Source organism: Microcystis sp. M20BS1, from assembly GCF_020245305.1.
GTDB lineage: Bacteria > Cyanobacteriota > Cyanobacteriia > Cyanobacteriales > Microcystaceae > Microcystis > Microcystis ichthyoblabe_A.
In genome coordinates, this window is sequence record NZ_JADBUZ010000045.1 from 1 (window position 1) to 14,524 (window position 14,524).

Sequence of the window (14,524 nt, forward strand, 5' to 3'; positions counted from 1 at the left end):
TATAATTAAATTAAAAATGGATTTTAGGTTCGATCCCCCCTGCCCCCCTTGATAAGGGGGGTGCCGATCCCCCCTTAGTCCCCCCTTTAATCCCCCCTTAATAAGGGGGGCATCTGACAACTTTTAACGCCTACCTACTTAAGTTTTAAGTTAATTAGTTAGTTATACTAAATCTGGTTATTAAAGACTGATTATTTATTCCCTTTATGTAGCCTATATTCAACGGATTTAGTATTAGTTATCTTTATCTTTATACCTGTTTACTGATTACTGTTTACTGGACGGCTACGCCGTGCCTTTGGCAACACTGAAAAATCTTACCCACTTCCCCGATCAAGATGAATTTAGAGACAATCATCCTAGAGGAAATTAAACAATCAGCAGCGGGTCGAATTAGGTTCGAGCGCTGGATGGATTTAGCTCTCTATCACCCTGATTATGGCTATTACACCTCTGGAAAAGTAGAAATTGGCTCAAAAGGAGATTTTTTTACTTCCTCGTCCCTAGGGGCAGATTTTGGCCAATTGTTGGCAGAGCAATTTGTCGAGATGGCGGAATTTTTGGGCAATTCGCCTGGATTTACTTTAGTGGAAGTGGGAGCAGGTTCGGGAATTTTAGCGAAGGATATCCTTGATTATTTGAGTGATAGCTATGCTGATTTTTATCAAAATCTCAGTTATATAATTATCGAACAATCTCAGAAACTCAGGGAAAGACAAAGGGCAACTTTAGCGGGATATTCCCCGGTATCTTGGCAAAGTTGGCCGAATTTAGCTGATAATTCCCTTGTGGGTTGTGTGTTTAGTAATGAGTTAATCGATGCTTTTCCTGTCCATCGAGTTGTGATCGAGTCGGGAGAATTACGAGAAATTTATCTGGGATTGGGGGAACCTTTTCAGGAGATTATCGCCGATTTATCCACCGACAGAATCAAAGACTATTTTGATTTAGTGGGGATAAATATTCCCTCCCCACTTTATCCGGAGGGTTATCAAACCGAGGTAAATTTATTAGCTTTAGACTGGTTAGAAACGGTTAATCGGAAACTCGATCGAGGTTATATCTTAACCATAGATTACGGTTACACTGCCGAAAAATATTATCATCCCCAAAGAAGTCAAGGAACCCTACAATGTTATCGACAACACCAGCGTCATGATCATCCTTATTTGTGGGTGGGAGAACAAGATATTACCACTCATGTGGATTTTACTGCTTTACAACGTCAAGGGGAGAAATTAGGCTTAAAAAATCTCGGTTTTACTCAGCAAGGATTATTTTTAATGGCTTTGGGATTAGGGGATAGATTAAATCAACTTTCTCAAGGAAAGAGCGATATATTAACTATATTTCAGCGTCGAGATGCCCTACATCAATTAATCAATCCCACCGGTTTAGGAGGATTTGGAGTGTTAATTCAGGGGAAAGGAGTAGAAGAAAGAATACTTAAGGGATTAAGTAGATAACTAAAAAATAGGGCTGAATGCTGTTAACTTTCAGCCCCAAGAAATGATTAAGCTCCTACGGATTCTTTAGCGGCATACATTACCTCTAAAGTTATTTCACCAATACCTCGCTCCCGGGCAAATTTTTCGGTATTTCGTTTGACTTTCCCCCGCACAAAACCGGGTATTTTCTGCAATTCTACCGTAGCTTCCTTATTCCAATTTAGGTCAGAATCTGCCGAAATACCTTTAGTAATTACCTCTTTGGTATCATGACCACCGAATATCTCTAATAGGTGATCTTCCATACCCAAAGTAAAGGAATTATAGACCAAATCGGCGATCTGATTAGTGCCTTCGTAACCTAAGAAAGGTTTATAACCGAGGGGGAAATTTTGGATATGAATAGGTGCGGCAATTACTCCACAGGGAATATCTAAACGTTTGCCCACATGACGTTCCATTTGAGTACCAAATATCGCCGCTGGTTCTAATCGAGCAATAGCATCCCCTATCGCCCCATTATCATCACTAATTAACACTTCGTCGCAATATTCACTCACTTGTTCCCGGAACCAATCCGCATCATACTTGCAATAAGTACCCGCTAAAACCACATGAATTCCCATCTCCCTGGCGAGAATTTTTGTCATAGCGGCTGCGTGGGTATTATCACCAAAAACCACCGCTTTTTTCCCGGTTAAATTCTGACAGTCGATGGAACGAGAAAACCAAGCAGCTTGGGAGATATGCAGAGTTTGTTCATTGATAAAATCTTCGTAATCTACTGCCGCACCTTGAGCATTAATTACCTCTTGAATTTGGCGAATACAGCGTGCTGTTTCCACCACTCCCATGGGGGTAATATCAACGTAAGGCATAGCAAATTCATTTTCGAGATATTTGGCTGTCATTAATCCCACTTCTCGATAGGGAACCAGATTAAACCAAGCGCGGGGCAGATTTTTTAAGTTGTCCACCGAGGCAGCTTCGGGGATAATTTCGTTAACTTCAATGTCCAAATCTGCCATTAACCGCTTTAATTCTGTGCGATCATGTTGGTTATGAAAACCGAGGGTGGTAATACCAATAATATTAACCGAAGGTTTAGGAGTTTTCTGGGAGATAATTTCCCCTTTTCTCTGGGCCTTATCGAGATAATACTTGATAATTTGATAGAGGGTTTTATCGGCCGCTTGTAGTTCATTATAGCGATAGTGGTTGACATCGGCCAGCAGCACATCTCCTTGGGCATCCTGTCGCGCTCTTTCGACAAAGTTTTGTAAATCCTCTTGGAGAATACTGGAGGTACAGGTGGGGGTTAAAACGATTAAATCGGGACTTTCTTCGCGATCTTTGCGAACAATATTATCGACGACTTTTTCTTGGGAACCCCGGGCTAAAACATTACGATCGACAATACTAGCAGTGACGGGGGTAAAATTACGCTCCCTTTCCAACATCGAGCGCATGACGTTAAAATAATCGTCTCCCAGAGGAGCGTGCATGATAGCATGAACATTTTTAAAGGAACTGGCGATCCTTAACGTGCCAATATGAGCGGGACCCGCATACATCCAATAGGCCAATTTCATAGAGGGTTCTCCTACAGTCAGACTTTTTTGATTGTCTCAGACTTTACCGATTTAGGGGTGAACACTTAACGGAAGATTACAAAAAGTCCCCATGCAGATTAAGTATCTTTTCGGGGAAAAATGACACAAATGTTAATATTAACTTTTTTAACAATTTATGTCATTAGGGCAAAAATTTCTTTACCGACCGCTTGGTAACAAAGCCAACCGAAATTCGACCGGGGGTCGGGATAATCTTTGACGATGACTCCCTTTTCGGCCGCTCGTTCAAAAGCAACTAAACGGGGAATTTCTCGCTTAAATAGCGGTAATTTTGCTTCTTCTAGAGCTTTCCGCGCTTCCCGTCCTGTTTTTGTCCGTGAATCCACTTGGGTTAACAGAACTCGATAATTATCGGTCATCGTGGACAGCAATTCTGCCGCTTTAATGGTGACATCGATATCGAGATGATTGGGAGTGGTGGGTAAAATTAATAAATCGCTGCCCTGGGCCAAATCTTTTAACTCGTCTGGCTCCGGCCGGGCCTGGGTATCGACGATAATATGAGTGTATTGTTTCACCAGTCCCGTCGCTCCAGCTTGGGACGCTACCATAAAAGGAAGGGTATCTTCCCGGGACCAATGGAGAGCCGAACGATTTTTATCCGCATCGATCAATAAGGTGGGCGCTTTTTCTTGAAAATAGGCGGCCAAATGAATCGATGTGGTGGTTTTCCCGACCCCTCCCTTCAGTGCTACGACGGAAATAATCATGAACGGCTCGATCGAATAAGTGAGTATTTTCTAGTGTAATCCCAGACGGACTGAAAACCGTTTAAGTTTCCCCCAGAAAGGCTATCAGTCGGGATTCTAGATTTTTGAGCGTGGCTCTCTCGATATTTTGGTGTAATGTGTTTCTTAATGTTAGATTTTATGTTAGATTTTGGGCCTATGCTCTCCTGATCGATCACTTTTTCCGCTCACCACAACTACGGGAGAGTCTTCAATGTTGAAGCAATTCTTAGCAATAGCGATCGCTTTCATGATTGGGTTAACTGGGGAATTAGTCCTCTCTTTACCCGCTACTCGTTTATCCGATCGAGAAATCTCCCAACAATTACAGACTATCCCCGGCTGGCAGTTACGAGATCAACGGATTGAAAAAACTTTTAAATTTAACAATTTTATCGAAGCCATCGCTTTTGTTAATCGCTTAGTTACTCCGGCTGAATTACTAGGCCATCATCCTGATATTACTATCAATTATAATCGCGTTACTCTTTCCCTCACTACCCATGACGTGGGAGGTTTGAGTAACTTAGATTTTGATTTAGCTCAACAAATTGATCGTCTGATTCCCTAGTTTTAAATCAGCCTTTAAAGCACACAGCTATTATCTTGGCGAATATCCCAACTACCATCAACACGGAATAAAAATAAACAGCGTTTGTCGGGTGTGCCGGAAGCAACTAAAGTAATTCTGCCTAACTGTCCCCAAGAACCTCCTAAACCCCCCCTTGTATCGGCCCAACTAGCGCGATAAATTGTACCTTGATTACCCACAGGTCCACTAACTCGGCGTAGGCTAGAATTATTAGTATCGATGCTAACACCGCGAGTGATGGGAGTCCAATCGGTGACATTCTCACATTCGTTTCCTTGCACTTTTGCCACTTTAATCTGTTCGGTTTCATTTTCTGCCATGCACAAAGATAGGGGATCAGAACCTTCTCCCGTGGCTTGATAACGGGTATGTTTCCAATGTTGTGATATTTCAAAGGTGGCGATATTTAAGCGAATCCAAGCCATTAAACGATGATAAGCAGAAAGGGCAATGGTTAAGAGAATTCCTAATAAAATTAGGGTAACTAACATCTCGACTTGAGTTAAGCCAGAGGTGGATTTTTGCCGATTAAAAAGCTGTAGATTGCCAAAATGTTTTCGAGAAAGGTCGAAGATATTCATGAGCCTCATCTTGCCTTTTTATTTTCAATAAATTATGTAATTAACAAGGAGCAACAATTAATTTGCTCTAGGATAATCCACATAATTTCTTGCTGTTATTACGGACAAAATTGACTGCGATCTCTATTTTTCCTGATATGGTCAAAAATGAGCTAAATAAAAGCAATTTTCTGATTTTTTGCTCAATTAAGTTTATTTGCTCTGTTTATATAGCCAAATATCCCGCTAACGAATAAATCCCAATTGTCGTCTGGCCTCAAATAATCCGATCGCCACACTAACGGAAAGATTTAAACTTCTCACCCCCGGTTCTGCCATGGGAATATAAACCGTGTCATCGCACTTATTTAATAAATCTGCTGGAATACCGTCGGTTTCACTGCCAAAAAGTAGCCAATCTCCGCTTTGATAGCTGTATTCCAGATAACTGCTGCTGCCGCGCACGGTAAACCCGATCGCCCTTCCGCCGCTCTTTTGTTGATATGCACAGAAATCATCTATTGTCAAGTGGTACATAAGTTTTACATAGGGCCAATAATCTAAGCCGGCCCGCTTCAGATAGCGATCGCTAATTTCAAAACCCAAGGGACCGACTAAATGCAATTCTGTCTTGGTTGCAGCGCAAGTACGGGCAATATTCCCCGTATTTGGCGGAATTTGCGGATTGATTAAAACCACTCGTAAAATCGCTTCAGTCATCAGTAATCAGTTATCGGTTATCGGTTATCGGTTATCAGTTTACTGTTCACGGCAAAAAACCCCCCACCTCTCAATTCATAATTCATAATTTAAATTTATAATTCCCACTTCCCATCTCCCTTGGGTGAGGACTAACTATACTAGATTCTGCCCCACCCTAGTCAAACTTATTTTAATTTAATTGGTATAACTATCCATACTCAACGGGACTAAATCGCCATGGATGGTCAAACCTAACAACATTGTTGCATTAGCGGGGATTAAATTGCCTGTAAGAGCGCAAATCTCATTTTTTCTAGCTGTAGCGTTAAATACTGCCCTTATATCACCAGCACAAAACTGAGGTCGATAATCTCCTGATTTCTGCTGAACGAAATTCCATAGGACATCACGAATGAGTGCTTGATAACCTTGATTGCCAGAAATCTCTTTCAGCTTGTCTTTGAGGACTCTTTCCAGACGAATGCTGGTGACTTCCATATCGGTAGTGGTGGTGCGTGTGATTGTCCGCATAATTTTTCTCTCCCAAATACTAAAACCTATTGATGTTACAAGTGTAGTATAAGAAAGATACCTTTAACAAGCACAACCGGCGAAACCATCACCTCTACTGCTCTTTTATTGTTACCTCTAAGGAAAAACCGCGTCTAGTCAGAATCCTATTTTGCTGCTAGAAAAAACATTGCTTATAGCCTATTTATTAAGAAAATTTTAGGTAGAGTGCGTTAGGTAATCTCTCATTTGTAGGAAAAAAATCAAGCTCTTGTTAAGGAACGGATATTTAATGAGTAAAAATTATTAGACAAAGGACAAGAGAGGCATTTATTATCCCGATTTACTCTATTATTGGTCAAGTAAACCATCTTTAATTTCCCTTCTGATCTCATCTAAGTATTGGGAAGATTGCTGATAATTAGTATGATCTTTATCGTTTATTTCTACCCCTTCTGCTAGTTTTAATACTGATGTATGATTGGGATCAATAAATTTTGGGATCGGTAATTTAATTGGGATAACTTGATGATTAGAAAAATAGGTGGCAAAATCAAAATAGCCGAATTTAGAATCAAAAACAATCCATTCTTTGTCAATTAATTGTAGCTTAGGATCTTTGACATCAAAAGCGTATAAAAAAGCGGCGGTATAAAAACCCGCATAATATAAAAAGTCATTATCATTGCTAAAACTGCAACCAGAAGCTGTAGTGGGATGACCAGGACATATATGAGGTATAAATTCTTCTCTAGAATGATATTTTTGTATTTTTTCTAACACATAACTATCGTATTTAGGACGACAACAACATACGGTATGACCATAGACAGACGTTAAATAAAATCTATCTCCTTTATATCTCAATCCCAAGGAACATTCATCATAACTTAAATCAACCATATCTCCCCCCTCTCCATAGCCTCTATTGTTAGAAGTTTTCTTGTAATAGAAGCTATAATGAATATCTCCATCCGTGCCATTATATTCTTTTTTTCGGAGACGAATAGCATTGATTAATTTAATCCAGTCAGACTTCAGCATAAACAGCAATCGCATTGATTAAATAATTAACCATTATTATAGCAGTTATCTTAACGGTGAGATAGGAAGTTTTGGTTTTGGGGAGCCTGTCGTCGGTCGTCCATAGCAAATTAGGTTATACTTCATCTTGATAAGAAACGCTGTCCTATACCCAAACCCCTAGAAAAAATTGTTATTGTTCCTCAGATTGACAATAACTCTAATTGTCTCCCCTCTAGGTCTTTAACCCTGATATTTTCTTGAGAATTTCTGGATAAATCTAAAGCTTTAATCACCTCTTTTGCCACTGCTTTTACCACGGGAATAGCCACAGAATTGCCGAACTGTTTATAAGCTTGGACATCGCTAACAACAATCTGAAAACTATCGGGAAATCCCTGTAATCTTGCCCATTCCCTGGGGGTCATTCTGCGGACGAATAATTTATTTACCTCTCCCTTAATGCGAGTAACCGGAGTAAAATTAGTCAGTCTTTGATCGATAACTAAATTTCTTTCTTTTCCCATACCTCCCACCACAATAGCATTAGCGATACCATCGGGAGAAATAATCTCATAACCGAACCCATTACCTTTATTTTGGTGTCTGGCCCTGTGTTTAAACAAGGTTTCTAAATACTGATTAGAGAGATAATATTTAACGCTGACTTCCTTTTCTTCTAGAATATCTTTGAGACAAGTTTCTTGATGGGTTGGTTGGGGATAGGAAAAATGGTAAATATTTAAATCTTCTCGAAAACCGACGATAAAAATTCGGGGACGGTTTTGAGGAACCCCAAAATATCTGGCATTTAAAATCTGGGGACTAGGGACAAAATAATGCAAATCCTTTTCTAATATATCTAAAATAGTTTTTAAAGTTTTACCTCGATCATGATGGACTAAACCCTGGACATTTTCTAAGATAAAAGCTTTCGGTTTCTTTTCGTGTAATATCCGGGCAACTTCAAAAAATAAGGTTCCGCGTGCATCTTCAAAACCGTGTTTTCTGCCAGCGATACTAAACGCTTGACAGGGAAAACCGCCGCAGAGTATATCATGATCGGGGACAGTTTTTACCTCTAATTTTCTGATGTCTTGATTATCGGGTAAATGACCATAGTTAGCCAAGTAAACCTTTTGGGAGTGAGGATCGATTTCCGAGGAAAAAACGCATTGACAACCGAGATTCTCTAGAGCGATTCTAAATCCTCCTATACCGGCAAATAAATCAATAAAAGTCCACATATTTTATCTATTCTAAGCTTCCGTTTTGATCCCAGAGACGATATTAAACTGGCTATCTTAGATTTTAGTATAAATGCTCGCATCTTTTTCCTCGCCAAAAAAATCAGGAGCAGAATTTCTACTCCTGATAACCTATTCACTTTAGACTTGCCAATTTATTGGAATATACTGGCAACTTTGGCGCTTACGTCCGGTTGAGTTTCAGCGTAGATATTTTGACGAGTAGCGGCGATTTCTGTGTAAGCTTGACGCACTTCCGAGTTAACTGCCACCGTTTTCACATCGTAGATACGGGTAGCGAGTTGGGGATAAAAACCGATAGCGACAATCAAAGCGAGGAAAGAGACAGCGATAAAGATTTCTCTGGGTTTAGCGTCAATATATTCTGATTCGTCAGGAAGGACACAGCTAGTACCAAAACAAACTGCCTGTTCGTTACTTTTGTTGAGGGTAATGTTAGTAATATCGCAGGAAGAACCATCTCCGTAGAAAACTTGACGAAGCATGGAGAGTAGATAAATCGGGGTGAGGATTAAACCAACGGAAGCGAGGAAAACAGTCACAACCCGGAAGGTTTGGCTATAAACGTCACTGCTAGTGACACCGATAAACACAGTAATTTCACTGGCAAAACCGCTCATTCCGGGTAACGCTAGGGAAGCCATGGCGCCGGCAGTAAAGAGAGCGAAGACTTTCGGCATCGCTTGGGCAATCCCACCCATCTCGTTTAAAGCTAAGGTATGGGTGCGGTCGTAGGTGACACCAGCAAGGAAGAATAAGACGGCGGCAATTAAACCATGGGAGAGCATTTGTAACATAGCGCCGCTAATACCCACATCAGTAAAGGAAGCAATCCCTAAAAGGACGAATCCCATGTGTGAAACCGAGGAATAAGCGAGACGGCGTTTCATGTTTTGTTGACCGAAGGAAGCGAAAGCACCGTAGATAATATTGACGACACCGAGAATCGCTAGAATCGGGGCAAAGTAGATGTGTGCATCGGGTAGAAGCCCCATATTAAGACGGATTAAACCATAACCACCCATTTTGAGGAGAACACCAGCGAGAATCATCGATACAGGTGCAGAAGCTTCACCGTGAGCATCGGGGAGCCAAGTATGGAGGGGGAAGATGGCGAGTTTGACCCCGAAAGCGATTAATAAACCAGCGTAAAGGACTAATTCTAAAGCGAGGGGATAATCTTTAAATCCTAATTCCGCCATGTCAAAGGTCATCGTACCACCACCGTAAAGAGCCATGGCTAGACCGGCAACGAGGATGAAGATAGAAGCGGCGGCGGTGTAGAGTAAGAATTTAGTGGCGGCATAACGACGTTTTTGACCACCCCAGATGGAAACGAGTAGATAAACGGGAATTAACTCGATTTCCCACATTAAAAAGAATAATAATAAGTCTTGGGCGACGAAAACACCAATCTGAGCGGCGTAGAGCAACAGCATCAGGAAGTAGAATAAACGGGGTTTACGGTCCACTTGCCACGCGGCCAAGATAGAAAGGGTTGTCACCAATCCTGCTAATAAAACTAACGGTGCCGAGATACCATCCACCGACACCGCCCAACTTAAACCAATTTGGGGAACCCAATCGATTTTTTCTACTAATTGTAGGTTGGGGTTGCTTAAATCATATTTTTGTAAAAAGACGTAACACATTAATATAAAGTCTGCTAGTCCGACTCCAAGCGCGAACCAACGAACGGTTTTTCCTTCCTTGTCGGGGATTACAGGGATTAGGAAGGAGGCAAGCAGGGGGAGCAAAATGATGGCGGTGAGCCAGGGGAAGTTAGCCGTTAGCATGGCAGTAAGAAAAAATACCTATTTCGTTATGTGTTCATTTTATGCGACTTTGTAAAATTTTGTGAATATTTTTTGGCCTACCTTTACCATAGAATTTTATCTATAGTTGCCGTATCATCATCGATTAACCTAAATAAGCTTGTTTGACCCGCTCATCCCTGAGTAAATCCCCAGCTTTTCCCGCCATAGTCAAGCGTCCCGCTTCCAAAACATAGCCGCGATTGGCAGTTTCTAGGGCTAAATTGGCGTTTTGTTCCACTAACAGGATAGTTACTCCCGATTCATTTAATTTACGGATAATACTGAAGATTTCTCGCACTATCTGCGGCGCTAGTCCTAAACTGGGTTCGTCTAGTAACAATAACTTGGGACGACTCATTAAAGCTCTGGCGATCGCCAGCATCTGTTGTTCCCCACCGCTTAGGGTTCCCGCTAACTGCTCTCGGCGCTCCGATAGTCGGGGAAAAAGTTGCCACTGCTCTTCGATATCGCTTTTTACTCCTAGGCGATCGCTCCTCGTATAGGCACCTAACTGCAAATTTGTCAAGACTGTTTGACGAGCTAAGATTCTTCTACCTTCCGGACTATGGGCAATTCCCCGTTTAACGATTTCATGGGGCGGTAAATGGGTAATATCTTGACCCTGATAAATTATTCGCCCGGTCTTTGCCGTTAAAAGCCGAGATATCGTCTTTAGAGTCGTCGTTTTTCCTGCTCCGTTCGCTCCAATGAGGGTGACAATTTCCCCCGTTTCTACCCTTAAGCTGACCTGCTGTAATGCCTTTATTCCGCCATAATTAACCGATAAATCGTTAATTTCTAACATAAACCCCGTCAAATCCCAGTAGGATCACTATAGCAGTGATCAGTTACCAGTTATCAGTGATCAGTTACCAGTGATCAGTGATCAGTTATCAGTGATCACTGATCAGTTACCAGTTACCAGTTACCACTGATCAGATGTGAGTTTTTGGTCAGTCCCGATGAAAAAATTTTCACCCCCACAGATGAAAGAGGTTTCCTTCCCTACACCCCACACCCTACACCCTACACCCTACACCCTCTTTCAAGTCAGGGATAAGGAGGAATCCCGATCATTTGTACTGAATTTTCCAAGACGCATTATTGAGTGAGGGGTATTGAGTAGCATTAACAGTGCTGTCTTTTCACTGCTTACTGTTTACTGATAACTGTTTACTGATAACTGATAACTGATTATCTGCCTAAAACTTCCAAGACCACTGGGGCAACTCCCGACTGGAAGACACCGATAATCGCTGCAGCACCTCTGGAGAGGTCGATGACGCGACCACCAGTAAACGGACCGCGATCGTTAATTCTGACCACCACCGAGCGCCCATTACGCAGATTAGTTACCCTAACCCTAGTGCCGAAAGGTAGATAGCGATGAGCGGCAGTTAAACCACCAGAGTTAAAAGTCTCACCACTAGCGGTGCGACGACCGTGGAAACCAGGACCATACCAAGAGGCCATTCCCCGTTTACGGGGGCGACTGCTGGTTTTTGTCCCCTGGGTTGTTTTTGGCTTCTCTGCTGGTGTCACTGAGGCAGGATTGCTGGCCGGGGCCGGTTTGACTTGATTGGGTTGTGATTGGGGTTGTATGGTCGAAGGAATGGCCTCTTGGGTTCGGGGTGTAACGCTTGCCGGGACGGTATTTTCTTTGTCCACTAGGGACTCCAAAGTTTTTAGAATTTCGTTAGCATTATCTTGAACCGAACGTGATACTTTAATATCTGAATCGAATGTTCGACTATTAGAAAAAGCGGACAGAACGGTTTGAGTAGTTGACTCGATAACAGTTTGACGACCTACGCTAATATTCGTCAAGCTGTTGCTGTGTCCTGCTGTCTGGGAACAAATTATCGAGGCTGTAGTCCCCACTACCGTAAGGGCGGTTACAGCTTGTAGTTTGTTGATCAGTTGTTTATTCATAGACCTTCTTATTGTGCGTTAGCAAGTTCCCAATGCAAAGCTGAAGGAATTTGCTAACATTCCTTTTTGCTTGCAAAGCTAACTTGGTTGCGTTCTGTTCAACCCTATCACGGAAAATTGGTTGGTCATTACGAGAATTTATATCGTTATCGGGCAAGAGAATCAAAAATTTAAATAAAGGGTTGACTTGCGCTAAGAACCAAGTTAAGATAATAGGTTTTGAATTTTTTGTCTCCTAGAGGGGGTCAAGGTTAGGAAAACTTAGGGAATTAGTGAAATTTCGAAAGGTAATAACGCTAGTATTGACAAGGCTTTCAAGGATTATCAGCCCCCCCCGATTTCCCTCTATAGCTGCAGATAATGGTTAATAAAACTGTTTTCTTCGCTACAAAAAACCAGATTTTTAAGATCAATGTTAAATCGGACTAAGGATCAAAGATTAAAAATTATAATAGGGGCTTGACAAGGAACTAAAAACAAGGTGTTATTAGCCAAACTTAACAACGTAATCAGAAATGCTGATACAGGCTAATAATAAATCCTGTTTAAAAGGGATAGGGAAGTGGGGAAGTGGGGAAGTGGGGAGTATTTTGCTGTGAACAGTGAACTGAAAACCCGCATCTGAATACTGAATACTCACTCCTAACCCCACTTTTTCGGCAAACCCTATATATATAGATGGCCGAGGTCTGAACGGGTGTGGGGTGTAGGGAAAGAAACCTCTTTCATCTGTGGTGGTGAAAATTTTTTCATCGGGACTGACTCCTAACCCCACGAAAAGCTTTTTCGGCAAACCCTATCTAATGTGTGTTGGGTTTCCTTGGGTCAATCCAGTGAGAAAATTAATCGTAGTAACACACCAATTTAATAATAAATTTGCTGCGTGGGGAGCGGATTATTGATTTTGGTTTTTTAACAGAATTGGTAGCCGCAAACACGCACCCTACAAGATCAGCGATCGCACTTAACTTAATATCAACAGACTTTCTGTTTCACTATCAAAAAATTCAACAATAATTAAAAAATAAACTCTTAAAATTTCGATAATCTTTGCAGTGGGACTATTGCCAATACGAAGATAGATAAATTTGGGTGGATGACCATATAATAGACTGCGCTGATGAAAATCGGCATCTTTAGAGACAATTACAAAATCGTTGAATTTGGCAAATTCCCAGATAAGTGCATCATCAGTATTGATCAGTCCTAAAGTCTTGACGCGCTGAGAATCAGAATATAAATCAATTATTTTATCAATAATCCGATCTGACAAATTTTCATCTAATAACAGTTTCATAAAGAGGTGATAAATAATTTTTTCTCTCGATCAGCAGCAAAAGCCAAACAAGCTTTGATATCCTCGGAAGTTAATTCTGAAAAATCCTCAAGAATTTCTGCTTCTGTCATTCCTCCTGCTAAATATTCTAGAATATCGTACACAGTTATACGCATTCCTCGAATGCAGGGTTTTCCGCTTCGTTTTCCAGGTTCAATGGTAATAATGTTTTGGTAACTCATAATGCTTTAACTATTTTTACCTTCCCAATTATATCTTATTCGATGACAGAGATCGCACTCCACCCCACCGACAAGAACGATCACCCTTCAACTTCTTACCACTCTTAGGGTGTGAAGTGCGAAAGCATAATGCACCAATTTAATAATAAATTTGCTGCGTGGGGAGCGGATTATTGATTTTGGTTTTTGATCAGAATTAGTAGCCGCAAACACGCACCCTACAAAATCTGATAGTTGCATTAAACAAAGTTAAAATAACTACTATTTAATTGTAAACTACTATTATCTTGAACAACTGCTATCAAATCTGTACCATTATAAATAAGTGTATCTGAAGCACCTCCTCCAACCATATTTTGTTTTTTAAGAGTAATACCAGTTACTGCAGATACTCCACTTCGTTTAACTTGAATGCGATCAACAAAAGAGATAAAATCAGCTATTACTGCATAACCTGGTCCCATATTAAGATTACCTCGATTATTCCCAATTACAAATGTATCACGACCCGCACCTCCAACTAAAGTATCATATTCTGGGACAGTTAGACCGGGGATGCCGTAGTAATAATTAAGAGTGTCCGATCCTTGCAAAATATCGTCACCATCGCCTCCATCAAGATAGTCATTTCCTTCACCTCCCGCAAGAGTATCATTTCCACGACCGCCATATAATTTATCATCCCCACCAGCCCCAAAAATATAATCATTTTGAGCAGATCCGTAGATTCTATCGCCATTTTTAGTACCAGTATAACTGGTAGGAGGAGTATAACTAGGCATATTTAATTAC

General features: G+C 41.1%; 15 protein-coding genes. 2 read left to right on the plus strand and 13 right to left on the minus strand.

The features are described 5' to 3' along the window. Positions 1 to 338 precede the first annotated feature (338 nt). Positions 339 to 1,466 (plus strand): class I SAM-dependent methyltransferase, encoded by a 1,128-nt coding sequence (locus IM507_RS04570; protein WP_190537536.1) that lies wholly within the window; start codon positions 339 to 341, stop codon positions 1,464 to 1,466. Positions 1,467 to 1,513: 47 nt separating this feature from the next. Here the strand turns inward: IM507_RS04570 and bchB are convergent, their stop codons facing one another. Beyond that, the gene (gene bchB / locus IM507_RS04575; protein ID WP_002746000.1) at positions 1,514 to 3,040 is read right to left on the minus strand and encodes a ferredoxin:protochlorophyllide reductase (ATP-dependent) subunit B; all 1,527 of its coding nucleotides are present in this window, start codon (positions 3,038 to 3,040) and stop codon (positions 1,514 to 1,516) included. A 155-nt stretch (positions 3,041 to 3,195) separates the two neighbouring features. Continuing rightward, positions 3,196 to 3,792, minus strand: a complete 597-nt coding sequence (locus tag IM507_RS04580) for a ParA family protein (RefSeq protein ID WP_002740297.1) — start codon at positions 3,790 to 3,792, stop codon at positions 3,196 to 3,198. A 232-nt stretch (positions 3,793 to 4,024) separates the two neighbouring features. Here IM507_RS04580 and IM507_RS04585 point away from each other — a divergent pair, with 232 nt between their 5' ends. Beyond that, positions 4,025 to 4,381 carry a 4a-hydroxytetrahydrobiopterin dehydratase gene (locus IM507_RS04585; protein WP_002740209.1) on the plus strand — a complete coding sequence of 119 codons (357 nt, stop codon included), beginning with the start codon at positions 4,025 to 4,027 and terminating at the stop codon, positions 4,379 to 4,381. Between the two features lie 14 nt (positions 4,382 to 4,395). Here IM507_RS04585 and IM507_RS04590 read toward each other — a convergent pair whose 3' ends face one another. From IM507_RS04590 to IM507_RS04640, 11 genes are all read right to left on the minus strand, one after another. Further along, positions 4,396 to 4,983 (minus strand): prepilin-type cleavage/methylation domain-containing protein, encoded by a 588-nt coding sequence (locus IM507_RS04590; RefSeq protein ID WP_287636705.1) that lies wholly within the window; start codon positions 4,981 to 4,983, stop codon positions 4,396 to 4,398. Positions 4,984 to 5,208: 225 nt separating this feature from the next. Further along, on the minus strand, positions 5,209 to 5,682 hold the full coding sequence (locus IM507_RS04595) for a tRNA (cytidine(34)-2'-O)-methyltransferase (protein ID WP_287636707.1): 474 nt from the start codon (positions 5,680 to 5,682) through the stop codon (positions 5,209 to 5,211). 177 nt (positions 5,683 to 5,859) lie between these two features. Then, positions 5,860 to 6,195 (minus strand): hypothetical protein, encoded by a 336-nt coding sequence (locus IM507_RS04600; RefSeq protein WP_002740239.1) that lies wholly within the window; start codon positions 6,193 to 6,195, stop codon positions 5,860 to 5,862. Between the two features lie 330 nt (positions 6,196 to 6,525). After that, positions 6,526 to 7,218, minus strand: coding sequence for a hypothetical protein (locus IM507_RS04605; RefSeq protein ID WP_016517049.1), 693 nt, complete (start codon positions 7,216 to 7,218; stop codon positions 6,526 to 6,528). Between the two features lie 182 nt (positions 7,219 to 7,400). Continuing rightward, positions 7,401 to 8,444 (minus strand): DNA cytosine methyltransferase, encoded by a 1,044-nt coding sequence (locus IM507_RS04610; protein ID WP_069475373.1) that lies wholly within the window; start codon positions 8,442 to 8,444, stop codon positions 7,401 to 7,403. 155 nt (positions 8,445 to 8,599) lie between these two features. Continuing rightward, positions 8,600 to 10,261: an NAD(P)H-quinone oxidoreductase subunit 4 gene (locus IM507_RS04615; protein ID WP_069475374.1), complete on the minus strand. Its 1,662-nt coding sequence runs from the start codon at positions 10,259 to 10,261 to the stop codon at positions 8,600 to 8,602. Between the two features lie 124 nt (positions 10,262 to 10,385). Continuing rightward, positions 10,386 to 11,087 carry an ABC transporter ATP-binding protein gene (locus IM507_RS04620; protein WP_069475375.1) on the minus strand — a complete coding sequence of 234 codons (702 nt, stop codon included), beginning with the start codon at positions 11,085 to 11,087 and terminating at the stop codon, positions 10,386 to 10,388. Positions 11,088 to 11,476: 389 nt separating this feature from the next. Then, positions 11,477 to 12,214, minus strand: coding sequence for a septal ring lytic transglycosylase RlpA family protein (locus IM507_RS04625; RefSeq protein ID WP_042791113.1), 738 nt, complete (start codon positions 12,212 to 12,214; stop codon positions 11,477 to 11,479). 964 nt (positions 12,215 to 13,178) lie between these two features. Then, entirely contained in the window at positions 13,179 to 13,511 is a 333-nt protein-coding gene (locus IM507_RS04630) for a DUF5615 family PIN-like protein (protein WP_069475376.1), read from the minus strand. Further along, positions 13,508 to 13,732, minus strand: a complete 225-nt coding sequence (locus tag IM507_RS04635) for a DUF433 domain-containing protein (RefSeq protein WP_002804005.1) — start codon at positions 13,730 to 13,732, stop codon at positions 13,508 to 13,510. The genes IM507_RS04630 and IM507_RS04635 overlap by 4 nt, the downstream gene beginning before the upstream one ends. Positions 13,733 to 13,971: 239 nt before the next feature. Further along, complete coding sequence (locus IM507_RS04640) at positions 13,972 to 14,514, minus strand: hemolysin-type calcium-binding repeat family protein (RefSeq protein ID WP_002739712.1); 543 nt, start codon at positions 14,512 to 14,514, stop codon at positions 13,972 to 13,974. Between the last annotated feature and the right edge of the window lie 10 nt (positions 14,515 to 14,524).

Bases quoted from the DNA above. Each gene is read 5' to 3' on its own strand.
- IM507_RS04570 (WP_190537536.1), top strand. From the start codon at position 339: ATGAATTTAGAGACAATCATCCTAGAGGAAATTAAACAATCAGCAGCG.
- bchB (WP_002746000.1), bottom strand. From the start codon at position 3,040: ATGAAATTGGCCTATTGGATGTATGCGGGTCCCGCTCATATTGGCACG.
- IM507_RS04580 (WP_002740297.1), bottom strand. From the start codon at position 3,792: ATGATTATTTCCGTCGTAGCACTGAAGGGAGGGGTCGGGAAAACCACC.
- IM507_RS04585 (WP_002740209.1), top strand. From the start codon at position 4,025: ATGTTGAAGCAATTCTTAGCAATAGCGATCGCTTTCATGATTGGGTTA.
- IM507_RS04590 (WP_287636705.1), bottom strand. From the start codon at position 4,983: ATGAATATCTTCGACCTTTCTCGAAAACATTTTGGCAATCTACAGCTT.
- IM507_RS04595 (WP_287636707.1), bottom strand. From the start codon at position 5,682: ATGACTGAAGCGATTTTACGAGTGGTTTTAATCAATCCGCAAATTCCG.
- IM507_RS04600 (WP_002740239.1), bottom strand. From the start codon at position 6,195: ATGCGGACAATCACACGCACCACCACTACCGATATGGAAGTCACCAGC.
- IM507_RS04605 (WP_016517049.1), bottom strand. From the start codon at position 7,218: ATGCTGAAGTCTGACTGGATTAAATTAATCAATGCTATTCGTCTCCGA.
- IM507_RS04610 (WP_069475373.1), bottom strand. From the start codon at position 8,444: ATGTGGACTTTTATTGATTTATTTGCCGGTATAGGAGGATTTAGAATC.
- IM507_RS04615 (WP_069475374.1), bottom strand. From the start codon at position 10,261: ATGCTAACGGCTAACTTCCCCTGGCTCACCGCCATCATTTTGCTCCCC.
- IM507_RS04620 (WP_069475375.1), bottom strand. From the start codon at position 11,087: ATGTTAGAAATTAACGATTTATCGGTTAATTATGGCGGAATAAAGGCA.
- IM507_RS04625 (WP_042791113.1), bottom strand. From the start codon at position 12,214: ATGAATAAACAACTGATCAACAAACTACAAGCTGTAACCGCCCTTACG.
- IM507_RS04630 (WP_069475376.1), bottom strand. From the start codon at position 13,511: ATGAAACTGTTATTAGATGAAAATTTGTCAGATCGGATTATTGATAAA.
- IM507_RS04635 (WP_002804005.1), bottom strand. From the start codon at position 13,732: ATGAGTTACCAAAACATTATTACCATTGAACCTGGAAAACGAAGCGGA.
- IM507_RS04640 (WP_002739712.1), bottom strand. From the start codon at position 14,514: ATGCCTAGTTATACTCCTCCTACCAGTTATACTGGTACTAAAAATGGC.